Genomic DNA, 21,717 nt, shown 5'->3' with positions numbered 1-21,717 from the left:
GTCAGCAACCCACTTCCCTTGCGCGCCTCTCGGGAAACGCGTCACGGCACTGAAGAATGTTTCGGGGCGGCAATGCGCGCCAGCATGCGCGGGAATCAGGAATGATCCCGTGCTCATCGCACTGCGCAGGCAACTGTCCTGCGCACTGCCCCCTGTCACCGCATCCATGCGTCGAAGCTCCTTGCATTTCCTTCAAGCGCTTAACGTGCGTCGCACATTGCGGCCGCGCACTGCATCACGCCAGTCGAGCCGAACATAGCCACGGGTTTTTGCGACGTCAACACGAGAAGAAACGTAAACATGTTTATGTCGTTCCAACCCCGCATCGCGTATCGCATCAAAACCCTATAAAACAAGGCACTTGTTGCAATACGATTAAATCGAAACGACAGGTACGATCATGAATGTGAAGATCGATGTGAAAGCAGGAACGACGTCACATCCAATGTGAAATCATTCTTCACTGCGATGAACGCTTGCGTGACGCGATCAATGGATACACGCGAAACTTCAGCTGGATGTAGGAATTTTCCTACACGACTTCGTTGCGCGGCGAAGCACCTTGAACGTAAAACATCTCATGCATCATGCTGATGCGGAGCTAGTCGAGTAACGCGCGCGCTGCAAGGAACGAAATGGAACAGTCGAAGATGGAAGATTTCGTCGCCAACGCCGCCCTGCTGGCGGCGCACCTGACGGACCAGTGCAACAGGGCCGCCAACGCACAGGAGGCGTCCGCGCAGGAGCTCAAGTCGTCCGCGCTCGATGTCAGGAAAGCCTTCGAGGAAGGCACGCGCGAGATGGGTGATCATGCGCGGCGTGCGATGCGGGAAGCGCTGGCCCAGGAGGTTCCCGCGGCCACGCAGAGCATCGACGACACGGTGTCGAGGCTGCGCCAGGCGATCGAGAAGCTCGATCACGAACAGTCGACATTCGCCAGACGTACGCGTTTTCTCGGCGCGCAGTCGGTGGGCGCACTCGCAGCGGCCTGTGTCCTGATGGTCGCGGGCACCGGTTACGTCGCGTGGCACAACGTGAAGCGCTCGGAACAGGCGAAGGTGGATGCGGAGGTCCTGGAGGCGTTGCAGCACGTCACAATCACGTCCTGTGGCGGGCAACCCTGCATCCAGTTGCAGGATGGATTGCCCCGCTGGCAGAAGAACGACCAGTACGTCCTCATCGACACGACCGCAAGGCAGGAAGGCAAGACTGCTGACGGCCGCTGACGCCGCAGGCACATCATCAGGGAACGACCACAGGGGGCAACTTGGGCAGTACACGCGTTGTGATCATCCTGGCGCTCGCCGCGCTCGCGGCCGTCGGCGCCCTCTATCTTTCCGGCTATCTCGCGCTGCTGTTCCTCGGGCTCGATGGCGGCCTCGTCGGTGCGGGCACCTATTTCGAGTATCTCAGGCACCTGGACCATCCGCGCGTGCAGCCCTATGCATGGCGCATCAAGACCGCCGGCGCGGTGGGTGGTGGCATGATGTTGCTCGTGTGGGCAGCGCTCGCCGTGATGGTCTACAAGCTGCGCAGCTACCGGAACCTGCATGGTCGCGCGCGCTTTGCCGGCATGATCGATCTCGCCAACAAGGGCTTCCTGTCCAGCAAGGACACCGGCATCGTCGTCGGCCAGATGAACGGCAAGCTGCTGCGCCTGCCGGGACAGCAGTTCGTGATTCTCGCGGCGCCGACGCGGTCCGGCAAGGGCGTCGGCATCGTCATTCCCAATCTGCTCGACTATCGCGAGTCGGCGGTGGTGCTGGACATCAAGCAGGAGAACTTCGATCTGACCTCCGGGTGGCGTCGCTCGATCGGCCAGGAGGTCTACCTGTTCAATCCGTTCGCCGAAGACCGCCGCAGCCACCGATGGAATCCGATGACATACGTCTCGCCGGATCCCGCCTTCCGCGTCTCCGATCTCCAGAGCATCGCCGCCATGCTGTATCCGGATGGCGACGACAAGGACAAGTTCTGGGTCAGTCAGGCGCGCAACGCGTTCCTCGCCTTCACCCTCTATCTGTTCGAACGGCACGACCGGGACCACGCCGCCGAGAAGCCGACACTGGGAGCAGTGCTGCGGCTCGCGTCGGGCGATGGTGGCGAGTTGAAGCCGTATCTCCAGAAACTCGTCGAAGCGCCCTGGTTGAGCGCACAGGCGCGGACCGCCTTTGCGGGCCTGCTGTCGCAGGCGGACGTTACCTTCGCCTCGATCATCGGCTCGTTCCGGGAGCCGCTGAATCCGTGGTTGAACCCGGTGCTGGACGCGGCCACCAGCGCCGACGACTTCCGCCTCGATGACGTCCGCCGCCGCCGCATGACGATCTACGTCGGCATCCAGCCCAACAAGCTGGCGGAAAGCCGACTGATCGTGAACCTCTTCTTCAGCCAGCTGATCAACGTCAACACCAAGGTGCTGCCGCAGAACGACCCGAGCCTGAAGCACCAGTGCCTGCTGTTGATGGATGAATTCACCGCCATCGGCCGCGTCGACATCATCGCGAAAGCGGTGGCGTACATGGCCGGCTACAACCTTCGCCTGCTCCCGATCATCCAGTCGATGGCGCAGCTCGACGCCGTGTACGGCAAGGAGCTGTCGCGCACCATCATCACCAACCATGCGCTGCAGATCATCTATGCGCCGCGCGAGCAGCAGGACGCCAACGACTATTCGGAAATGCTGGGCTACACCACCATCAAGCGCCGCGCCCGCACGCGCTCGCATGGGCAGGGACGCAACGTGTCCGACAACGAGGTACTGGAGAAGCGCGCGCTGATGCTGCCGCAGGAGCTGAAGGCGATGGGGCCGGAGAAGGAGATCGTGCTGTACGAGGGTCTCGCCCATCCCATCCTGTGCCGCAAGGTGCGCTATTACAAGGACAGTTACTTCACCAAACGGCTGCTTCCCAAGGTCGATATCGATCCCCTGCGGATCTGAGGGCGGCAGCGCTGGTACGGGCGGAGGTCCGCGGTAGAATCCCGCCATTCGCCCGCCCGAGACCCGCCCCATGCAGTGCCCCAAGTGTCACAGCGCGATGGAACTGATCCCCATGCCGCAGGCCCACGTCCATCGTTGCACGCAGTGCAGGGGGCTCTGGTTCGAGATGGTTGACCACGAGACGCTGAAAGATCGTGCGGACGAGATCGACATCGGCGACCCGGCCGTCGGCGAGCAGTACAACAAGGTCGACCGGATCGACTGCCCTGCCTGCGTCGGCGAACGCCCGCTGATCCGCATGGTCGATCCGCTGCAGCCGCACATCTGGTTCGAGAGCTGCAAGGGCTGCTATGGCCGTTTCTACGACGCGGGCGAGTACCAGGATTTCGCGGAGATCGAGCTTGCGGACCTGGTCAAGGACTGGAACGCGCCGGAACGGATCTGATGCACCTCGCGCGCGCATTCGAGCAGTACGCCGTTGTCGCCGGGCCTGTGCACTGAGCGCAGATCACCACCTGATTCCGATGGCGAGCCAGGGCCTGCGCTACGCTGCCGTACCGCCGCGGTCCTTGCAGCCCCAGTTGAGGATGGGCGTGCCCGGCGGCAGGACGCGACGGAACATCGCCACCCGCGTGGTCTTCGGATTGACCACCACGGGCGCGCGTGCCGCTTTCAGAAGCGGCAGGTCGGCGCTGCTGTCCGAGTACGCCACCGCGACCTCACCGTAGCCGCGCTCGCGCAGCATGCGCATCTTCTCTTCGTTGTGGCAGTGTCGCGTGGCGACCACTGCACCCAAGCGGGGCCCGACGGCGGTACCGATGACCGGCACGTCCTCGTGGGCGACGAAACTCAGGATCGCACGCGCCAGTTCCGGCGGCGCGCCGGTCGCCACCACCACGTTGTCGCCGCGGGCGCGGTGGTCGCGGAAGACATCAAGCGCGTGCGGCAGCAGGCGCTGTTGGACTTCCTCGCGGTGCTTCGCGACGTACTGGTCGATCAGCGCATCGAAGCTGCGCCGACCATGCAGGCCGAACGTGCCGATCCAGATGTAGCCGGAGATCCCGCGACGGCGCGTCGGCAGGAAGGCCACCATCGGCCCCAGCACGACCGATGCCGCCAGCGCCACCGCCGCGCGCAGCGGATTGCGCTGGATCAGCCACCTGACCAGATGGCCGCCGGAATCGCCGTCGTACAGCGTATGGTCGAAATCGAAAACGACGACCGGCGCCTCGGCGCGCGGTGTCGGATAGCGAGCGTCCGTCATGCGGCGAAGAATAGCTGACGCAGCGCCTCGCCGGGCTCTTCCGCGCGCATGAACGTCTCGCCGACCAGGAACGCATCCACGCCGGCGGCGCGCATCGTGGCGACATCCTCCGGCACCAGGATGCCGCTCTCGGTCACCAGCAGGCGGTCCCGCGGCACCGCATCCTTTATCTCCAGCGTGGTCTGCAGCGACACCTCGAACGTGCGCAGGTTGCGGTTGTTGATGCCGACCAGCGGGACAGGCACCTGCAGCGCACGCTCCAGCTCATCGATGTCGTGCACCTCCACCAACACGTCCATGCCCAGCTCCATCGCCAGCCCGGACAGATCGACCAGCGCGCCGTCGTCCAGCGCCGCCACGATCAGCAGAATGCAATCCGCGCCGAGCACGCGCGCCTCGTAGACCTGATACGGGTCGACGGTGAAATCCTTGCGCAACACCGGCAGGGTGCAGGCATCGCGCGCCTGTTTCAGATAGTCGTCGGCACCCTGGAAGAAGTCCTGATCGGTCAGCACGGACAAGCAGGCCGCGCCACCGAATTCGTAGCTCACCGCGATGTCGGCGGGACGGAAATCCGGACGGATCACGCCCTTCGACGGGCTGGCCTTCTTCACTTCGGCGATCACGGCGGGGTCGCCCTGGGCGATCATCGCGTGGAGCGCATCGGCAAAGCCGCGCGTCGGCGATGCCTCGGCGATGCGCGCCCGCAGGTCATCCAACGGAACGCGCGCACTGCGTTCGGCGATCTCGTCGGCCTTGCGGGCGAGGATGGTGGTGAGGATGTCGCTCATGTGAATCCTGGTTCGGTTCCCTTGCCGGGAACAGCACATTGTCGCATCCGCTACGCTTCAGGAGGGGCTTCGGCACGGTCCCAACCGTAGGCGCGTTCGACCTTGGCCACCCGCAGCTCGAAGTGGTCGTACCAGTCGCGCCGCCCCTGCTCGCGTGCCGCGGTGTGTTCGGCATGGTGGCGCCAGGCGCGGATCGCGTCCTCGCTCTCCCAGTACGCCACCGTGATGCCGAAACCATCCTCGCCGCGCGTGGATTCCACGCCCAGGAATCCCGGCTGCTGCACGGCAAGCTCGACCATGCGCTCGGCCATGGCGCCGTATCCTGCATCGTCATGTGCATTGCGCTGCGACGAGAAGATCACCGCGTAGTACGGCGGCTTGGGCAGGCTGGCGAATCCGCTGGCGGCCATGTCAGTGCGTTCCCTGTTTTCCCAGTGCCTGCGTTGTGGCCACGAACTGATGCAGCCGCGCCAGCGCCCTGCCGCTGGCGATGGCGTCGCGCGACCGCGCGATGCCGTCTTCGATACTCTCGGCGACGCCGGCCACGTACAGGGCCGCACCGGCATTCAGCACCACGATCTCGCGCGCGGGACCCGGACGGTTGTCGAGCACCCCCAGCAGCATCGCCTTCGACTCCACAGCATCGGCGACGCGGAGGTTGCGGCTCGCGGCCATCGCGATGCCGAAGTCCTCGGGGTGCAGCTCGTACTCGCGTACCTGCCCATCGCGCAGTTCGCCGACGAGTGTCCCGGCGCCGAGCGACAGTTCGTCCATACCGTCGCGGCCCCACACCACCAGCGCCCGTTCGGCGCCGAGCTCCTGCAGCACGCGCGCCTGGATGCCGACCAGGTCAGGATGGAATACACCCATCAGGATGCTCGGCGCGCCGGCCGGATTGGTCAGCGGACCCAGGATGTTGAAGATCGTGCGCACGCCCATCTCGCGACGGACGGGCGCCACGACCTTCATCGCCGGGTGGTGGATGGGCGCGAACATGAAGCCGATGCCGGACTGCACGATGGACCGTGCGACCTGGTCGGGCTGCAACTCGATGTTGACGCCCAGTGCTTCCAGCACGTCCGCGCTGCCCGACTTCGAGGACACGCTGCGGTTGCCGTGCTTGGCGATCTGCGCGCCGGCAGCGGATGCCACGAACATCGAGCACGTGGAGATGTTGAACGTGTGCGAGCCGTCGCCCCCGGTGCCGACGATGTCGACCAGATGCGTGCGGTCGGGCACCTCGACGGTGCGCGAGAACTCGCGCATGACGGTGGCGGCGCCGGCGATCTCGCCAACGGTTTCCTTCTTCACGCGCAGGCCGGTCAGGATCGCCGCACTCATCGTCGGCGACACGTCGCCGCGCATGATCTGCCGCATCAGGTCGACCATTTCGTCGTGGAAGATCTCGCGGTGCTCGATCGTGCGCTGCAGGGCTTCTTGGGGGGTCAGGGGCATGTCGGCTCCGTAGGGTGGGCCTTGGCCCACCGGTGTGGCGATGGCGGGCCGAGGCCCGCCCTACATCATCGTTCGAGGAAGTTCTTCAGCAACGCGTGGCCGTGCTCGGTCAGGATCGACTCGGGGTGGAACTGCACGCCCTCCACCGGGAATTCGCGGTGCCGCAGGCCCATGATCTCCTCGAAGCTGCCGTCTTCGTTCTCCGTCCATGCCGTGACTTCCAATGCGTCGGGCAGGCTCCTGCGCTCCACCACCAGCGAGTGGTAGCGCGTGGCCTCGTACGCATCCGGCAGGCCGGCGAACACGCCCTTCCCCTCGTGGCGGATGCGGGACGTCTTGCCATGCATGATGCGGCCCGCGCGGATGACATTGCCGCCATAGGCCTGGCCCAGGCTCTGGTGGCCGAGGCAGACACCGAGGATCGGCGTGTTCCGACCCAGCCGTTCGATGACCTCCAGCGACACGCCGGCTTCGTTCGGCGTGCACGGCCCGGGCGAGATGACGATGCGCTCGGGCGCGAGCTTGGCGATCTGATCCACCGTCATCGCATCGTTGCGCACCACCTTCACCTCGGCACCCAGTGACTGCAGGTATTGCACGAGGTTGTAGGTGAAGCTGTCGTAGTTGTCGATCATCAACAGCATGGGACGGTACTCAGGGCGAAATCAGGAAGATGGCGTACACGTTCTCGGTGAACGTGATCGTGCCGGTCTGCAGCGTCTCGGGCGCGATCCGGGTGCCGGTAACCTCGACCGTGGTGCCGATGTCCGCCGCCGGCGCGGGTGGCGCGGGCGGCGTCACGCCCGTGTCGTCGTCTGCCGCAGGCCACATGCCCGCCTGCACACCGTAGGCAAAGCTCGGCGCGACATCGGAAATGGTGTAGAGACCGGCAAGGCGCGTGCCGTAGGCGGAGGCCAGGCCCTCGGCGGACCGGCGCGACTGCTGTGCGGCTTCGCGCTTGAGTTCTGCGCGCAGACCGGCGGCGGCCGCGTATCCCGAACGGATGCCGGTGATCTGCAGTTCCGGGCCGGATTCGACCCCGGACAACACGGCGCGCACATCATCGAGCCGGACGAACGTGGCACGTAGCCTGCGGACCACCTTGGTTCCCTTGAACACCTGCTTCCCTTCCTCGAAGGCATGCTCAGGGGAAATGGACAGCGTCGACGCATGGATGCTGTCGGCGAGTGCGCTGTTCGCCTTGAAGAGGGCGAGCACCGTTGCCACGTTATGCTCGACCTTCGCGCGCGCATCCCCGGGGGACGGCATCGTGGACTGCACGAGGAAGTCCAGGGTGAAGCGGTCCGGCATGACGGTCCGTTCGGCCTGGCCCTTCACGAGCAGGTGCGGCTGGGAAGGCAGCGTGTTGACTTGTGCGGACAGGTGGGGCGACCACAGCAGGGTGGCGACCAGCAACAGGCAGCGAACGTTCATCGGACCTCTCCGTGGGTGGACCCTGGGGTGGAACGCACCGGCGGCGACAGCGGGGTTGCGTATCCGCTCACTCGGCGGCCCTCTCGTGGCGGATGTGTACGAGAACGTCCGCGAATGCCTCGATGGTGGACTCCGGCGTCGCCCACGATGTCATCAGCCGGATTACGGTGGTGGCGTCGCCGCGCCGCTCCCAGGTTTCGAACTCGACCCGCTGTTGCAGGCGCTCGACGACGGCATCGGGCAACACCGGGAACACCTGGTTGCTGGGCGAGTCCACCGCCAGCGGCACGCCCGCCTGCTGCAGGACCCCGCGCAACCGTTCGGCCATGACGTTGGCATGCGTCGCCAGCACGAAGTACAGGCCGTCCTCGAACAGGGCCTCGAACTGCGCACCGACTACCATGCCCTTGGCGAGCATCGCGCCGCGCTGCTTGATGATGTGGCGGAAATCGGCGCGCAGTGCCGGATTGATGATCACCAGGGCCTCGCCCAGCAGCGCACCGTTCTTGGTGCCGCCGATGTAGAACGCGTCCGCTTCCGCCGCCAGCACGGCCAGATCCACATCGTTGTCCTGCGTGGTCAGCGCTGAACCCAGCCGCGCGCCGTCCACATAAAGCAGCAGATCGCGAGCACGGCAGAACGTGCCGAGTGCATGCAGCTCCGCCGCGCTGTAGACGGTGCCCCACTCGGTGGTGTTGGAGATGTAGACCAGCCGGGGCTTCACCATGTGCTCGCTGGCGTGGCCGTCGATACACGGCTGGATGAGCGCCGGGCTCAACTTGCCGTCCGGCGTGGCGACCGTCAGCACCTTGTGCCCACCGGCCTCGATGGCGCCGGTCTCGTGCGTGGCGATATGGCCGCTGGCCGGCGCGATCACGGCCTCATGCGGACGCAGGAAGGCCGCGAGCGCGACGAGGTTGGCCTGCGTGCCGCCGGCAAGGAAATGCACGTCGGCGTCGCGGGCGAGACGGTCGCGGATCAGGGCCGCGGCGCGGACGCTGTGGACATCCAGCCCGTAGCCGCGGTTGATCTCGGCACTCGCCACGGCCAGCGCCTGCAGCAGGCGCGGATGCGCACCCTCGCTGTAGTCGTTGCGCAGGCTGATCCGGGCACCCTCGACCGCGGTCTCCATCACAGCCCCTTCGCCGCTTCAGCCACGGCGCGGAACAGCGCACGCCCCTTGTTCATCGTCTCGTCCCATTCCTTCTCGGGATCGGAGTCGTAGACGATGCCGGCACCGGCCTGCACGTGCAGGCGGCCATCCTTGATGACGGCGGTGCGGATGGCGATGGCGGTGTCGGCATCGCCGTGCCAGCCGATGTAGCCGATGCTACCGGCGTAGACGTTGCGCTTGATCGGCTCGAGTTCGCGGATGACTTCCAGCGCACGGATCTTCGGCGCACCGCTGACCGTGCCGGCGGGGAACGTCGCGCGCAGCACGTCCGCGTAACTCAGGCCCGGCAAGAGTTTTCCGGTGACTTCGCTGACGATGTGCATGACGTGGCTGTAGCGCTCGATGACGAACTGCTCGCCCACCTGCACCGTGCCGGCTTCCGACACGCGACCAGTGTCGTTGCGGCCCAGGTCGATCAGCATCAGATGCTCGGCGCGTTCCTTCGGATCGGCGAGCAACTCGGCTTCCAGCGCGAGATCCTCGTCGTGCGTCTTCCCACGTGGGCGCGTGCCCGCGATCGGCCGCACGGTCACTTCGCCCTGCTCCAGGCGCACCAGGATCTCGGGCGACGAGCCCACCACCTGCACGTCGCCGACGTCGAGGAAGTACATGTACGGCGAGGGATTCAGCGCACGCAGCGCGCGGTAGACATCCACCGGCCGCGCGTTGAAGGGCACGCTCAGGCGCTGGCTCAGCACCACCTGGAAGATGTCGCCGGCACGGATGTATTCCTTCGACTGCTCCACCGCGGCGATGAATCCGTCATGGGTGAAGCCGGAAACGAAGTGGCTCTCGTCCAGCACATCGCAGGCGATCGGGGTGGGGTACGAACCCGGCTGGCGCAGCTTGGCGGTCAGTGCGTCCAGCCGCGCCTGCGCCTGTTCCCATGCATCGGCTTCGCGCGGATCGGCGTGCACGATCAGGTAGAGCCGGCCCTTGAGGTTGTCGAACACGGCCACTTCTTCCGACAGCATCAGCAGGATGTCGGGCGTGTCCAGTTCATCGGGCTTCGCGCCCGTCGCCAGCCGGGGCTCGATATAGCCGATGCATTCGAAGCCGAACCAGCCGACCAGGCCGCCGGTGAATCCGGGCAGACCCTCGAGCTTCGGCACCGCATAAGCGGCGCGCAGTGCCTCTACTTCGGCGAACGGATCGGCGACCTCGCGCGTTTCGACCAGTTGGCCGTGATCGTGGATCTGCAGCGTGTGGCCCCGGAACGTCGCCACGCGGCGCACGGGCAGGCCGATGATGGAATAGCGGCCGAAGCGCTCGCCACCTTCCACCGATTCGAACAGGTAGGTGTATGGCGCGTCGGCGAGTTTCAGGTAGACCGAGAGCGGCGTGTCCAGGTCGGACAGCACTTCACGGACGACAGGGATGCGGTTGGAACCTTCAGCGTACTGCTGGAACTGGGCGTGCGAGATCAAGCGGGCTTTCCTTCCGGGACACGGTGACGGTGCGGGCGACGGCAACGGGCCACCATCGCCAGCCATGGCGTGCGGAATCTTTGGAAAGCGGGAGCACGGGATGGGACACGGGCCTACTTTACCCGACGCATCGGGCCGACGACCACTGGGGAACGCATGAATTGTTGCCGTCATCCGCGCGGCGTTCAACAGACGCACGTCTGGTCAGGCGGGAATGACGAGCAAACGAGCGCTTTCAGCGCTTCCCTAAGGTTGCATCCGCAACGGACAGGCCTCTGGCAGATGCATGCGGACCCGGCCGGAAACGCACTCGATGCGGAAACGGCGGGACTGCACGGGCTCGCCGTCCAGATTGAGGGTCAGTGGCTGGTCCGCGTCCAGTTCCACCCAGGGCAGCCGTGCGCGGGTGGCGACGCGGTCCAGCGCCGCATGCTTGCCGTCCTTGACCAGCGTCCCGAGGGTGGCGGCGACTTCGCCGGACAGCTCCGGCACGAGCGTCACGTCCAGCAGGCCGTCATCGACCAGCGCATCCGGGCACAGCGCTTGCCCGCCGCCGGCCTGGCGCCCGTTGCCGATGCCGAGTGCAATGAAGTCGCCCCGCCAGTCGAACTCCGGGCCGCGCACGCTCGCGGTCATCGGCTCGATGCGCCCCAGCCTGGCGATACCGGTGATGAGATAGGCCAGACCGCCGAGCATCTTCTTCAGGCCTTCGTCGGTTTCCACCGTCACCTCGGTACCGAAGCCGCCACTGGCGAGGTTGGCGCACCAGTGCACACCGTCGTCGGCCTCGATGCGCAGCAGGTCCAGCGGCACGGCGGCCGCCGCGTGGACGAGCTGCAGCGCAGGCAGCGCGTCGTCCGGAATTCCGGCGGCGGTGGCGAAGTCGTTCGCGGTGCCCAGCGGCACCAACCCGAGCGAAGGCAGCGCGTCGGCTCTCTGGTCGCGGTGAGCGAGGGTCGTCGCCACTTCGCTGAGCGTGCCGTCGCCGCCCCCGGCGATGACGGTGTCCACGCCATCGGCGATCGCCTCCGCGACATAGCGCTCGGCGTCGCCATCCTCCCAGGTCACCCGCACGTCAAGGGCGATGCCGTCTTCGCGCATCTTCGCCACGGCCTCGCGCAGGTCGTCATCGCCGGCGGACTTGCCGTTGAGGATGAGGCGCCAGCGGGGTGTGGTCATGGGGGGTCCTTGGTGGAAGCGCCGAGCATAGCGTTTCCCTCTGTAGGAGCGACGTGAGTCGCGACCGCACGTTATGGCTGGCAGGGAAGCCGCGGACCCGTAATCCCGGAACTCGAAGTCAACGGTCGCGACTCACGTCGCTCCTACAAGGGCAAAGCCGCTGTCACGGACTCGTCACAGTCGGTTCGTAGTATGGAAGGCCATAGCAGGGACGACGGGCGGAGGCAGGATCAGCCTCCAATTCTTCCGGGGCGGTGGCGAAAGCCATCGCCTTTTTCAATGTAGAGCCGAGCCTGCTCGGCTGTTTGCAAGGCAAGCGGAGCAAGCTCCGCTCTATGCACCCTTCAGCTGCGCGCATGCGCCACGGCCTGGCGCATGCGATCGATCACGTCGTTGTAGTCCGGTGCATTGAAGATCGCCGAGCCGGCGACGAAGGCATCCGCGCCCGCAGCCGCGATCTGGCCGATGTTGTCGGCCTTCACGCCACCGTCGATCTCCAGGCGGATGTCCTTGCCGGTCTTGTCGATCATCGCGCGCACGGCCCGCAGCTTGTCCAGCGCCGACGGAATGAAGGCCTGCCCGCCGAAGCCCGGGTTCACCGACATCAGCAGCACCAGGTCCAGTTCCGGCAGCACCCAGTCCAGCACTTCGACCGGCGTGCCGGGGTTGAGCACCAGGCCGGCCTTGCAGCCCAGCGACTTGATCAGCTGGATCGTGCGGTGCACGTGCTTCGAGGCTTCCGGGTGGAAGCTGATGATGCTGGCGCCGGCTTCGGCGAAGTCCGGGATGATGCGGTCCACCGGCTCCACCATCAGGTGCACGTCGATCGGCGCGGTGACGCCATGCTTGCGCAGCGCGCTGCACACCAGCGGGCCGATGGTCAGATTGGGGACGTAGTGGTTGTCCATCACGTCGAAGTGGACCCAGTCGGCGCCGGCCTTCAGTACGTTGTCGACTTCCTCGCCGAGGCGGGCGAAGTCCGCGGACAGGATGGACGGGGCGATGATGCAGTTCGACATGGAGAGGCTCACTTGCGCTTGCGCTGGGTCTTGATGCGGTCGTAGGCGGCGTTGATCTCGCCTGCCTTCCGTTCGGCCTGGCGGCGCAGGTCTTCCGCGGCACCAGCCATCTTGTCGGGGTGGTACTGGGAAATGAGCCGGCGATAAGCCTGATCGACCTCAGCATCGCTGGCGTCGCTGGTCAGGCCGAGCGCGCGATACGGATTGTCGCGGCCGAGCCTGAACCAGTCCTCGTCGAAGGCATGGCCGATGATCAGGCCCACCAGGCCGCCCAGGGGATGGCGCATCAGCAGCCAACCGGCCACGAATCCCAGCAGTTTTCCGTACCAGCGCTTCATTCGGCCCGCCTTCTCCGGCAATCGCGGCATTTTACGGCACACGCCGCCCGTCAGCCCGTACACTACGCGGCCCGGTCAGGTACCCGGCCCCGCCACCGCGGGTAGACGGCCGCCCCGGGGCACGGGCGCACGGCCTGCCGCACGCCCCGACGACGCTGTACCGCTTCGCTGGTTTCCGGACTCCCCAAGGAGTGTTTGTGCCCACGACGTTGCTTCAATCCGATCTGCCCGGCCTCACCCTGCGCCATCGCGGCAAGGTCCGCGACGTGTTCGACCTGCCCCGCGAGCGCCTGCCCGCCGATGCGCCCCCGGGCGACTACCTGCTGATGGTCGCCACCGACCGCCTCAGCGCGTTCGACGTGGTGCTGCCCGACCCCATTCCCGGCAAGGGCGAGATGCTCTGCCAGATCTCCAACTTCTGGTTCGCCAAGACCGCGCACCTGATGCCGAACCACCTGACCGGCATCGACGTGGCCAGCGTGCTGCCGGCCGGCGTCGACGCCTCGCTGTACGCCAAGCGCGCGGTGGTGACGAAGAAGCTCAAGCCGGTGCCGGTGGAAGCCATTGCGCGCGGCTACCTGATCGGCAGCGGCTGGAAGGATTACCAGCGCACCGGCAAGGTCAGCGGCATCGAGCTGCCCGACGGCCTCCGCCAGGCGGAGAAGCTGGCCGAGCCGATCTTCACCCCGTCGACCAAGGCCGCGGTCGGCGACCACGACGAGAACATCGACTTCGACGCCATGGTGAAGACCGTCGGCGCCGAACTGGCCGAGCGCGTGCGCGACGCCACCCTGCGCATCTACCGCTTCGCCGCCGATGTCGCCGCCGAACGCGGCATCCTGCTGGCCGACACCAAGTTCGAGTTCGGCACGGACGAAGACGGCCGCCTCTACATCATGGACGAGATGCTGACTCCGGATTCCTCGCGCTATTGGCCCGCGGACCAGTACGAAGTCGGCACCAGCCCGCCGAGCTACGACAAGCAGTTCGTGCGCGACTACCTGGAAACGCTGGACTGGAACAAGACCGCGCCCGGCCCGGCGCTGCCCGCCCAGGTCATCGAGCGCACACGCGCCAAGTACGCCGAAGCGCTGCAGAAACTGGCCGGCATCGTCGTCGATTGACCCCTGTGGGAGCGACGTCAGTCGCGATGGAAGGCCGCGGCCAGACTGATCGCGACTGACGTCGCTCCCACAGTCGAACCTCTCCACCGACCTGACGGCCGGGCCGGCAGCGCCCGACGGGCTGGGGTATGCTCCATACCCTGCCGCATTGCCATCCTCGGGAGGGATGAATGAACGCGACCGCGCAACGTCCGGTGGACCGCTGGTTCGCCAGTTATTCCGGCGACCACGTCAACGAGACCAACCAGCTGATCCACGTGTTCGCCGTGCCGGCGATCCTGTGGACGGTGGTGGCGCTGCTCTGGTGCATCCCGGTGTTCGGCACCTGGGTGAAATCCGGCATGTGGGCGGCGCTGGCGATGTTCGGCGCGTGGATGTACTACTACAAACTCTCGCGACCGCTCGGTTTCGGCATGCTGGCGATCTTCATCGCGATGGCGTGGCTGACGCGCTGGCTGGAAGCCGTGCTCGGGCTGCAGAACCTGTTCTTCGTGGCGGTCGCAGTGTTCGTGCTGGCGTGGATCGCCCAGTTCATCGGCCACAAGATCGAGGGCAAGAAGCCGAGCTTCCTGACCGACCTGACCTACCTGCTGATCGGGCCGGCCTGGGTTCTGAGCAAGTTCTACAGGAAGATGGGCTGGAAGTACTGAGTAGGGCCGAGCTGAGCTTGCTTGGCTGATGCCGTGCACGGCATCGATCTGAACTGCGAACAGCAGCGGAGCAAGCTCCGCTCTACGATTCCACCGCGCGCTTGTCGACCATGAATTTCCGCGGCACGTAGCCGAAGTCGCGTCGCGCCGGCGCCGCATCGAACACCAGATCCTCGCGCATGCGCGCCACCGCATCGTCGGTGAGCCCTCGCATCGCGCCCGCCATCCGGGCGAACGACAGCACCGCGCGGAAGACCGGCATCGGCAGCTGCCATAGCGTCGCCGGCGGATCGAGCGCCTTCAGCGTGCGCGACACCATGTCGCTGTAGGCCAGCGTTTCGCCTCCCGGCAGCGAATAGGCATGTCCGTGGGTGGCGGATGCCTCCACGACGGCGAGTGCTGCCATCGCCAGATCGTCGACGTGCACCGGCTGGCGCTTGCCCTCGGCGCCACGCGGCAACACGAAGAAGCCCACGCGCCGCGCCATCGCCGCGATCCGCGCGAGCGTCTGGTCGCGTCCTGCGCCATAGACCAGGGTCGGACGCAGCAACGTTGCTGCGGCGCCATTGGCCGACGCGGTCTCGAACACGGTTCGTTCGGCGGTCTGCAGCCGCGCGACGACGTCGCGCTCGTGCGCGTCGCCCGACGCTTTCTTGGTGTCGAGGCTGGTGGATCCGAACGCGACCACGCGTGGCGCCGCGACCAGCCCGCGGGCATACCACTGCGCGAAACCATCCAGCGGGCCGGTGCTGAAGATCACATCGACGCTGTCGGGCAGTCCCTCGATGCCGGCGAACCCGCCCGGCAGCCACTGCACGTTCGACAACGGAGGACGCGCGGTCCGCGATACCGCGAACACCTGCCAGTCGCGTGCGTCGAGCCGCGCGAGCAGCGCCTCGCCGATCTGGCCGCTGGCACCGAAGACGAGGGCGGTACGCATTGCGGATCAGGCGTCCTGGCCGGCGTCTTCGTCGACCGCATCGACGGGCTTGGCCGGTTCACCGCCCGGCATCGGGGGACGCTCGGCCATGTGCAGCGACAGCGCGGCCTTGGCCATCAGGTGCGCGCTGATCGGCGCGGTGATGAAGAGGAACGCGGTGATCAGCAGTTCGCGCGGCTGCGGATCGGTGCCGCTCAGCGCGTGATAGCCGACCGACGCGATCAGCATGCAGCCCACGCCCAGCGTACTGGCCTTGGTGGGGCCGTGAAGGCGCTTGAAGAACTCCGACAGCTTCAACAGGCTGAAGGAGCCGACCAGGATGAAGAAGCTGCCCACGGCCAGCAGCAGCACCAGCAGGATGGCGAAGACCCAGCTCATTCGACGATGTCCCGGCGCAGCACGTACTTGCTCAGCACCACGGTGCCGACGAAGCCCAGCATGGCGATGATCAGCGCCGCTTCGAAGTAGACTGCCGTGCCCAGGTACATGCCGAACAGCACCAGCTGCGCGATCGCCGCCACGAACAGCGTATCGAGCGCGAGGATGCGGTCGGGCACGCTGGGCCCGCGAACGAGCCGCACGAGTGCCAACAGCATCGCCAGCCCGACCACGTGCATCGAGCCCACGATCGCGTACATCACTAGCGCCTGCGGGGTCACGGGAATATCTCCATCAGCGGCATTTCATAGCGTGTCTTGATCTGCCGGATCACCTCGTCGGCATCATCCAGGTTCAACACATGCACCAGCAGGTGGCTCCGGTCATCCGACAGCACCGACGACACCGTGCCGGGGGTCAGCGTGATGATGCTGGTCAGGGCCGCAATGCCATGGATGTTGTTGATGTCGAGCGGCACCCAGATGAAGCCGGGGCGGATGTTCCGTTCGGGACCGAGCACCTGCAGCGCCACGGTCACGTTCGCCTGCACGATGTCCAGCGCCAGCACGCCCAGCATGCGCGGCACGCTGCGCAGGCGGCCGATGCTCGCGAACTCGCGGTCCAGCCGTGCGGCGAAGGGAGGAATCAACAACGCCAGCAGCAGCGCCATCGTCACCTGGCCCGCGCTGATCTCGTCGTTCATCAGCAGCCAGAAGCAGAACACCGTCACGCTCAGCGGCAGCGACGGCAGCAAGCGCTTGCGCAAGGTCGCAGCCATGCTCAGGGTTCCCTCAGGATGGGCGCGGCGGCGCGCATGTGATCGACGTAGTCTTCGGGCGCCTGCAGCTGCGCCGCAGTGGCCCGCGTGTAGTCCAGGATCGGCGACGCAGCGAGCACCAGGGCGATGCCATAGGCGAGCAACAGCACAACGGCCGCCGTCTCGAGCGGACGCGAGGGTGCCACCGCCACCTGGTCGGCAGGCATGAATGCTTCCTGCCGTTCCGCACTCGCGTCCGGCCACGGCTCCACGCGCCAGAACAACCGCGTGCCCGCGCGCGCCAATCCGACCAGCATCAGGAAACTGGTGCCCAGCACCAGCGCCCAGATCCAGAACGTACGCGGACCGGAGGGCACCGCTTCCAGCAGCAGCAGCTTGCCGATGAAGCCCGACAGCGGCGGAAGGCCCGCCAGCGAAACCGCAGCGACCAGGAACAGCAGGCCCGGCACGGTCTTGTCGGGCAGCGCCGCGATCACGTCCTTGCGGTCGCTGGCACGGCCACGCCGGCGACGGATCAGGTCCGCCAGCAGGAACAGTGCGGCACCCGCGAAACTGCTGTGTACCAGGTAATACAGCCCCGCACCGATCGTGCCGGCGGTATGCAGTGCGAATGCAACGAACAGCGTCGCCGCCGAGCCCAGCACAAGATATGCGGCCAGCGCGCGAAGCCGGTTCGCCGCCAGGACGCCCAGCGACGCCAGCACCAGCGTCGCCGCGCCCAGCGCCAACAGTGCGGGCCAGGCGAACCCGTCCAGCGGTCCCGCTGCGCCGAAGGTCAGCGTGCCCAACCGCAACACCGCGTACAGGCCGACCTTGGTCATGATGGCGAACAGGCCGGCGACCGCTGCCGGCGCGTGGGTATAGGTTTCGGGAAGCCAGAAATACATCGGCAGCAACGCCGCTTTCGCGCAGAACACCACGAACAGCAGGCCTGCCGCCGCCTGCACCAGCGCGATGTCGCCCGGCGGCAGTTTCGCCACCCGCACCGACAGCTCGGCCATGTTCAACGAGCCGAGCAGTCCGTACAGAAGTCCCAGCGCAATCAGGAACAGTGTCGACGCCGCGATGTTGAACGTCACGTAATGCAGGCCCGCGCGCATCCGCTCGCCACGACCACCGCTGAGCATCAACCCGTACGACGAGATCAGCAGTACTTCGAAGAACACGAACAGATTGAAGATGTCGCCGGTCAGGAACGCGCCGTTCAAGCCCATCAGCTGGAACTGGAAGAACGCGTGGAAGTGCGGTGCGCGCCTGTCCCAGCCGGCGCATGCGTGCAGCAGGCAGGCCGCACCCAGCAGCAGGCCCACCAGCAGCATCAGGGCGGACAGCCGGTCCACTATCAGCACGATGCCCAATCGCGCCGGCCAGTCGCCGAGCAGGTAGACCGAGACCTCGCCGGACCCCGCGGACGCGACCAGCACGCAGGCCACGGCCAGCATGGCGAAGATCGAGGCCCACGCGACGATGCGCTGCGGGACCATGCCGAACCGGCGGTGTTCGAAGAACAGCGCGATCGACGCAGCGAACAGCGGGATCAGGATCGGCAGCACCGGCAGATGGCTCATGCGCGTGGCTCCGCCTCATCGGCCTTGGCGGCATCGCGGGCTTCATCGTGCCGGCGCTGCTCGGCGGCGAGGAACGCACGCTCGGCCCTGCTGCCGTCGACATGGTCGCTGTCGTTGTCGCCACGGCTGCGGATGGCCAGCACCACGGTCACCGCCGTCATCGCGAAAGCGATCACGATGGCCGTCAGCACCAATGCCTGCGGCAGCGGATCGGTGTAGTTCGCCAGGGTCGGCGCCACGCCGTCGCGCAGCACCGCCGGCTTGCCGGGCACCAGCCGACCGCCGCTGAAGATCAGCAGGTTGGTCGCATACGAGAGCAGCGTAAGCCCCAGGATGACGTCGAAACTGCGCGCACGCAGCAGCAGGTACACCCCGGCTGCGGTAAGGATGCCGATCGCGCTCGCCATGGCCAGTTCCATCAGCGCAGTTCTCCGGTACGGGTGGAGCGTTCGCCCGGCTCCATCACGCCCAGGTGCGAGACGCGCGTGCGCGAGGGCTTGATGGTGCCCATCATCGACAGGATCAGCATTGCGCCACCGAACACCACCAGGTAGACGCCGGTGTCGAAGCCGATCGCGCTGGCAAGGGGCACCTTCCCGATGATCGGCAGCTCGAGATCCAGATGCCCGCTGGTCAGGAACGGCACGCCAAAGCCCATCGACGCCACGCCGCTCAGGCCGGCGACGATCAGGCCCACGCCGATGCAGCGTACGTAATCGAAGCCGAAGCGGGATTCCACCGAGGCCGCGCCTTGGATCACGTACTGCACCAACAGAGGTACCGCCAGTACGAGGCCGGCGATGAAACCGCCACCCGGTGCGTTGTGGCCGCGCAGGAACAGGAATACGGAGACGGTCAGCGTGAGCGGGAACATGATCTGCGCCAGGTCCGCCGGTACCGGCAGCGGGATCGGCGAGCCGGACATGATCTTCTCCGGCGCCATCCGCGCACGGCGCAGCAGCGCGTGCACGATCAGCGCGGCGATGCCGAACACGGTGATCTCGCCGAACGTATCGAAGCCGCGGAAATCCACCAGGATCACGTTGACCACGTTGCTGCCATAGGCCTCGGGCAGCGAACGCGCCAGCAGTTCGCCGCTGATCGTGTCGCCCGGCCGTGTCATTACCAGATAGGACAGTACGCCCGTGCCGATGCCCGCCGCGAGCGCCACCACGATGTCGCGCACGCGGCGGCGCGGCGTGCGCTCGGGCGGCGAGCGCGGCGGCAGATAGTGCAGGCCCAGCAGCAGCAGGACCAGGCTGACCATTTCCACCATCAACTGCGTCAGGGCCAGATCCGGCGCCGACAGGAACACGAACGTCAGGCTGACCACCAGTCCCGCGCCGCCGAGCACCACGACGGCGAGCAGCCGTTGCCGGTACAGGCGGATCGTCCACACGGCGCAGGTCACTAGCACCAGCCACAGCAGCCAGCCGAGCAGCGGCATCGGCTGCGGCGCGCGCCATGACAGCGGCACGGCGTCACTTGCGACGAAGGGCGCCGCGCCCGCCGCGATCGCCGCCAGCACCAGGAGCAGCAGGCTGCGCTGCAGGCTGCCATTGGCGAGCCTGGCGGTGAAACGGCCCGCCAGCGCATAGAGCGCCTCCATGTTCCAGCGGAACACGACACGTCCGAACGACTGCCATGCGATGGCATGCAGGTCGAACAGACGGCGCAGCCCGAAGTACAGCGCAATGCCACCCGCGATGCCCGCCAGGCTCATCAACAGCGGCGTGTTGATGCCGTGCCAGACCGCCAGGCTGTAGGCGGGCATGGCCTCGCCGAGGATCGCTCCGGCACCGGCATGCAACACCGGCGCCACCGTCCAGGCGGGAAACATGCCCACCGCCACGCAAAGCACCACGAGCACCTCCACCGGGATCTTCATCCAGCGCGGCGGCTCGTGCGGCGTGACATCCAGGGCGCGCGGTCCCTGGCCGAAGAACGTTTCGTAGACGAAGCGCAGGCTGTAGGCCACGCCGAAAATGCCGTACAGCAGCGCGGCGACGGCGATCGCATTCCGCATCGCACGGTGCCCGGGGATATCGATCGCCTCGGCGAAGAACATTTCCTTCGACAGGAACCCGTTGAGCAGCGGAATGCCTGCCATCGCAAGCGACGCGATGATCGCCAGCGCACTGGTCCACGGCAGGTAGCGCCGCAGGTTCCCCAGCCTGCGCATGTCGCGGGTGCCCGTCTCGTGGTCGATGATGCCCGCCGCCATGAACAGCGACGCCTTGAACGTGGCGTGGTTGAGGATGTGGAACACGCCGGCCACCACGGCCATCGGCGTGGAGATGCCGAACAGCAGCGTGATCAGGCCGAGGTGGGAGATCGTCGAATACGCCAGCAACCCCTTGAGGTCGTGCTGGAAGATGGCGTACCAGGCGCCAACCAGCAGCGTCAGTGCGCCGACGCTGGTCACCACGTAGAAGAACAGGTCGGTGCCCGCAAGCGCAGGATGCAGGCGCGCAAGCAGGAACACGCCGGCCTTCACCATCGTCGCCGAATGCAGGTAGGCCGATACCGGCGTGGGCGCCGCCATCGCATGCGGCAGCCAGAAATGCAGCGGGAACTGCGCGCTCTTGGTGAACACGCCCGCCAGCACCAGCAGCAGGGCCCACGGATACAGCGTGCTCGCACGGATCAGGTCGCCCGACGCCAGCACGATATCCAGGTCGTAGCTCCCGACGATGCGGCCGATCAGCAACACGCCGCCCAGCAACGCCAGTCCGCCCGCGCCCGTGATCGCCAGCGCCATGCGCGCACCTTCACGCGCATCCTGGCGATGCGACCAGAAGCCGATCAGCAGGAACGAACTGATGCTGGTCAGTTCCCAGAACACCACCAGCAACAGCAGGTTGCCGGCCAATACCACGCCGAGCATCGACCCCATGAAGAGCAGCAGGCTGGCGAAGAAGCGCGGCGCGCTGTCCTTCTCGCAGAGGTAGTAGCGCGCGTACATCACCACCAGCGCACCGATCGCCAGCACCAACCCGGCGAACATCCACGCCAACCCGTCCAGGCGCAGCGTGAACGCGAGACCGATCTGCGGGATCCACGCATGATCGGCGCGCAGGTTCCACCCTTGCAGCACGCTCGGCGTCATCCACGCCAGCAGCACCAGGCCCAGCAGCGGTGCGAGCCCGGCCAGCCATGCGGTGGCGCCGCGCGGCAGGCCGCGCGCCAGCGCCACCACCAGCGCGAGCACGAATGGCAGCGCCAGCAGGATTTCAAGGAAAGGAATCATCTACCGCCTT

At 66.5% G+C, this 21,717-nt stretch carries 23 protein-coding genes; 5 read left to right on the top strand and 18 right to left on the bottom strand.

The features are described 5' to 3' along the window. Window positions 1–635 precede the first annotated feature (635 nt). From ACSQ19_RS10355 to ACSQ19_RS10345, 3 genes are all read left to right on the top strand, one after another. Window positions 636–1,226 carry a hypothetical protein gene (locus ACSQ19_RS10355; RefSeq protein ID WP_435996783.1) on the top strand — a complete coding sequence of 197 codons (591 nt, stop codon included), beginning with the start codon at window positions 636–638 and terminating at the stop codon, window positions 1,224–1,226. Between the two features lie 41 nt (window positions 1,227–1,267). Beyond that, the gene (locus ACSQ19_RS10350) at window positions 1,268–2,938 is read left to right on the top strand and encodes a type IV secretory system conjugative DNA transfer family protein (RefSeq protein ID WP_435996781.1); all 1,671 of its coding nucleotides are present in this window, start codon (window positions 1,268–1,270) and stop codon (window positions 2,936–2,938) included. A 70-nt stretch (window positions 2,939–3,008) separates the two neighbouring features. After that, entirely contained in the window at window positions 3,009–3,383 is a 375-nt protein-coding gene (locus tag ACSQ19_RS10345) for a zf-TFIIB domain-containing protein (RefSeq protein WP_299340393.1), read from the top strand. Between the two features lie 99 nt (window positions 3,384–3,482). Here ACSQ19_RS10345 and ACSQ19_RS10340 read toward each other — a convergent pair whose 3' ends face one another. The 11 genes from ACSQ19_RS10340 to ACSQ19_RS10290 all read right to left on the bottom strand — a co-directional run bounded on the left by ACSQ19_RS10340 (window position 3,483) and on the right by ACSQ19_RS10290 (window position 13,019). Beyond that, entirely contained in the window at window positions 3,483–4,202 is a 720-nt protein-coding gene (locus tag ACSQ19_RS10340) for an HAD-IB family phosphatase (protein ID WP_299340390.1), read from the bottom strand. Then, complete coding sequence (gene trpC, locus ACSQ19_RS10335) at window positions 4,199–4,993, bottom strand: indole-3-glycerol phosphate synthase TrpC (protein ID WP_435996778.1); 795 nt, start codon at window positions 4,991–4,993, stop codon at window positions 4,199–4,201. Before trpC ends, ACSQ19_RS10340 begins: the two co-directional genes overlap by 4 nt. A gap of 50 nt (window positions 4,994–5,043) precedes the next feature. Beyond that, window positions 5,044–5,403 carry an antibiotic biosynthesis monooxygenase family protein gene (locus ACSQ19_RS10330; protein WP_435996776.1) on the bottom strand — a complete coding sequence of 120 codons (360 nt, stop codon included), beginning with the start codon at window positions 5,401–5,403 and terminating at the stop codon, window positions 5,044–5,046. A 1-nt stretch (window position 5,404) separates the two neighbouring features. Next, complete coding sequence (gene trpD, locus ACSQ19_RS10325; protein WP_435996774.1) at window positions 5,405–6,448, bottom strand: anthranilate phosphoribosyltransferase; 1,044 nt, start codon at window positions 6,446–6,448, stop codon at window positions 5,405–5,407. 65 nt (window positions 6,449–6,513) lie between these two features. Beyond that, the gene (locus ACSQ19_RS10320; RefSeq protein WP_299340382.1) at window positions 6,514–7,092 is read right to left on the bottom strand and encodes an anthranilate synthase component II; all 579 of its coding nucleotides are present in this window, start codon (window positions 7,090–7,092) and stop codon (window positions 6,514–6,516) included. A gap of 10 nt (window positions 7,093–7,102) precedes the next feature. Continuing rightward, window positions 7,103–7,882, bottom strand: a complete 780-nt coding sequence (locus ACSQ19_RS10315; protein WP_435996772.1) for an SIMPL domain-containing protein — start codon at window positions 7,880–7,882, stop codon at window positions 7,103–7,105. Between the two features lie 67 nt (window positions 7,883–7,949). Continuing rightward, on the bottom strand, window positions 7,950–9,014 hold the full coding sequence (locus ACSQ19_RS10310; protein ID WP_435996770.1) for a threonine aldolase family protein: 1,065 nt from the start codon (window positions 9,012–9,014) through the stop codon (window positions 7,950–7,952). Further along, complete coding sequence (trpE, locus tag ACSQ19_RS10305; RefSeq protein ID WP_435996768.1) at window positions 9,014–10,483, bottom strand: anthranilate synthase component I; 1,470 nt, start codon at window positions 10,481–10,483, stop codon at window positions 9,014–9,016. The genes ACSQ19_RS10310 and trpE overlap by 1 nt, the downstream gene beginning before the upstream one ends. Before the next feature lie 246 nt (window positions 10,484–10,729). Continuing rightward, a complete protein-coding gene (gene yegS, locus ACSQ19_RS10300) occupies window positions 10,730–11,662 on the bottom strand; it encodes a lipid kinase YegS (protein ID WP_435996766.1) in 933 nt (310 codons plus the stop codon). Between the two features lie 344 nt (window positions 11,663–12,006). Beyond that, a complete protein-coding gene (gene rpe / locus ACSQ19_RS10295) occupies window positions 12,007–12,681 on the bottom strand; it encodes a ribulose-phosphate 3-epimerase (protein ID WP_299340367.1) in 675 nt (224 codons plus the stop codon). Window positions 12,682–12,689: 8 nt separating this feature from the next. Next, complete coding sequence (locus tag ACSQ19_RS10290; protein ID WP_296279451.1) at window positions 12,690–13,019, bottom strand: J domain-containing protein; 330 nt, start codon at window positions 13,017–13,019, stop codon at window positions 12,690–12,692. Window positions 13,020–13,216: 197 nt separating this feature from the next. Between ACSQ19_RS10290 and ACSQ19_RS10285 the strand changes: the two genes are divergently transcribed. Together ACSQ19_RS10285 and ACSQ19_RS10280 are read left to right on the top strand one after the other, a co-directional pair. Continuing rightward, window positions 13,217–14,143 carry a phosphoribosylaminoimidazolesuccinocarboxamide synthase gene (locus ACSQ19_RS10285; RefSeq protein ID WP_299340364.1) on the top strand — a complete coding sequence of 309 codons (927 nt, stop codon included), beginning with the start codon at window positions 13,217–13,219 and terminating at the stop codon, window positions 14,141–14,143. Window positions 14,144–14,313: 170 nt separating this feature from the next. Then, window positions 14,314–14,793 carry a DUF962 domain-containing protein gene (locus tag ACSQ19_RS10280; RefSeq protein WP_299340361.1) on the top strand — a complete coding sequence of 160 codons (480 nt, stop codon included), beginning with the start codon at window positions 14,314–14,316 and terminating at the stop codon, window positions 14,791–14,793. An 82-nt stretch (window positions 14,794–14,875) separates the two neighbouring features. Here the strand turns inward: ACSQ19_RS10280 and ACSQ19_RS10275 are convergent, their stop codons facing one another. From ACSQ19_RS10275 to ACSQ19_RS10245, 7 genes are read right to left on the bottom strand one after another with little or no spacing between them, the layout of a single operon-like run. Further along, entirely contained in the window at window positions 14,876–15,733 is an 858-nt protein-coding gene (locus ACSQ19_RS10275; RefSeq protein ID WP_299340358.1) for an SDR family oxidoreductase, read from the bottom strand. Window positions 15,734–15,739: 6 nt separating this feature from the next. Beyond that, window positions 15,740–16,111: a Na+/H+ antiporter subunit G gene (locus ACSQ19_RS10270; protein ID WP_299340356.1), complete on the bottom strand. Its 372-nt coding sequence runs from the start codon at window positions 16,109–16,111 to the stop codon at window positions 15,740–15,742. After that, window positions 16,108–16,371, bottom strand: a complete 264-nt coding sequence (locus ACSQ19_RS10265) for a K+/H+ antiporter subunit F (protein WP_296279827.1) — start codon at window positions 16,369–16,371, stop codon at window positions 16,108–16,110. The genes ACSQ19_RS10270 and ACSQ19_RS10265 overlap by 4 nt, the downstream gene beginning before the upstream one ends. A gap of 17 nt (window positions 16,372–16,388) precedes the next feature. After that, window positions 16,389–16,889: a Na+/H+ antiporter subunit E gene (locus ACSQ19_RS10260; RefSeq protein ID WP_296279442.1), complete on the bottom strand. Its 501-nt coding sequence runs from the start codon at window positions 16,887–16,889 to the stop codon at window positions 16,389–16,391. Window positions 16,890–16,891: 2 nt separating this feature from the next. Continuing rightward, window positions 16,892–18,457 (bottom strand): monovalent cation/H+ antiporter subunit D, encoded by a 1,566-nt coding sequence (locus ACSQ19_RS10255; RefSeq protein ID WP_435996760.1) that lies wholly within the window; start codon window positions 18,455–18,457, stop codon window positions 16,892–16,894. Further along, entirely contained in the window at window positions 18,454–18,876 is a 423-nt protein-coding gene (locus tag ACSQ19_RS10250; protein WP_296279438.1) for a Na+/H+ antiporter subunit C, read from the bottom strand. Before ACSQ19_RS10250 ends, ACSQ19_RS10255 begins: the two co-directional genes overlap by 4 nt. After that, the gene (locus tag ACSQ19_RS10245) at window positions 18,876–21,707 is read right to left on the bottom strand and encodes a monovalent cation/H+ antiporter subunit A (protein ID WP_435996758.1); all 2,832 of its coding nucleotides are present in this window, start codon (window positions 21,705–21,707) and stop codon (window positions 18,876–18,878) included. Before ACSQ19_RS10245 ends, ACSQ19_RS10250 begins: the two co-directional genes overlap by 1 nt. Between the last annotated feature and the right edge of the window lie 10 nt (window positions 21,708–21,717).

The organism is Pseudoxanthomonas sp. LjRoot127 (genome assembly GCF_964253495.1).
Taxonomy (GTDB): Bacteria; Pseudomonadota; Gammaproteobacteria; order Xanthomonadales; family Xanthomonadaceae; genus Pseudoxanthomonas_A.
The sequence above is the reverse complement of the archived record's forward strand: the minus strand, read 5'-3'. Positions and strand labels throughout refer to the sequence as shown.

Bases quoted from the DNA above. Each gene is read 5' to 3' on its own strand.
- yegS (WP_435996766.1), bottom strand. From the start codon at position 11,662: ATGACCACACCCCGCTGGCGCCTCATCCTCAACGGCAAGTCCGCCGGC.
- ACSQ19_RS10280 (WP_299340361.1), top strand. From the start codon at position 14,314: ATGAACGCGACCGCGCAACGTCCGGTGGACCGCTGGTTCGCCAGTTAT.
- ACSQ19_RS10275 (WP_299340358.1), bottom strand. From the start codon at position 15,733: ATGCGTACCGCCCTCGTCTTCGGTGCCAGCGGCCAGATCGGCGAGGCG.
- rpe (WP_299340367.1), bottom strand. From the start codon at position 12,681: ATGTCGAACTGCATCATCGCCCCGTCCATCCTGTCCGCGGACTTCGCC.
- ACSQ19_RS10255 (WP_435996760.1), bottom strand. From the start codon at position 18,457: ATGAGCCATCTGCCGGTGCTGCCGATCCTGATCCCGCTGTTCGCTGCG.
- trpC (WP_435996778.1), bottom strand. From the start codon at position 4,993: ATGAGCGACATCCTCACCACCATCCTCGCCCGCAAGGCCGACGAGATC.
- ACSQ19_RS10265 (WP_296279827.1), bottom strand. From the start codon at position 16,371: ATGTACGCGATCGTGGGCTCGATGCACGTGGTCGGGCTGGCGATGCTG.
- ACSQ19_RS10310 (WP_435996770.1), bottom strand. From the start codon at position 9,014: ATGGAGACCGCGGTCGAGGGTGCCCGGATCAGCCTGCGCAACGACTAC.
- trpD (WP_435996774.1), bottom strand. From the start codon at position 6,448: ATGCCCCTGACCCCCCAAGAAGCCCTGCAGCGCACGATCGAGCACCGC.
- ACSQ19_RS10290 (WP_296279451.1), bottom strand. From the start codon at position 13,019: ATGAAGCGCTGGTACGGAAAACTGCTGGGATTCGTGGCCGGTTGGCTG.
- ACSQ19_RS10250 (WP_296279438.1), bottom strand. From the start codon at position 18,876: ATGGAACTGGCCATGGCGAGCGCGATCGGCATCCTTACCGCAGCCGGG.
- ACSQ19_RS10245 (WP_435996758.1), bottom strand. From the start codon at position 21,707: ATGATTCCTTTCCTTGAAATCCTGCTGGCGCTGCCATTCGTGCTCGCG.
- ACSQ19_RS10320 (WP_299340382.1), bottom strand. From the start codon at position 7,092: ATGCTGTTGATGATCGACAACTACGACAGCTTCACCTACAACCTCGTG.
- ACSQ19_RS10340 (WP_299340390.1), bottom strand. From the start codon at position 4,202: ATGACGGACGCTCGCTATCCGACACCGCGCGCCGAGGCGCCGGTCGTC.
- ACSQ19_RS10270 (WP_299340356.1), bottom strand. From the start codon at position 16,111: ATGAGCTGGGTCTTCGCCATCCTGCTGGTGCTGCTGCTGGCCGTGGGC.
- ACSQ19_RS10345 (WP_299340393.1), top strand. From the start codon at position 3,009: ATGCAGTGCCCCAAGTGTCACAGCGCGATGGAACTGATCCCCATGCCG.
- ACSQ19_RS10330 (WP_435996776.1), bottom strand. From the start codon at position 5,403: ATGGCCGCCAGCGGATTCGCCAGCCTGCCCAAGCCGCCGTACTACGCG.
- ACSQ19_RS10355 (WP_435996783.1), top strand. From the start codon at position 636: ATGGAACAGTCGAAGATGGAAGATTTCGTCGCCAACGCCGCCCTGCTG.
- ACSQ19_RS10260 (WP_296279442.1), bottom strand. From the start codon at position 16,889: ATGGCTGCGACCTTGCGCAAGCGCTTGCTGCCGTCGCTGCCGCTGAGC.
- ACSQ19_RS10315 (WP_435996772.1), bottom strand. From the start codon at position 7,882: ATGAACGTTCGCTGCCTGTTGCTGGTCGCCACCCTGCTGTGGTCGCCC.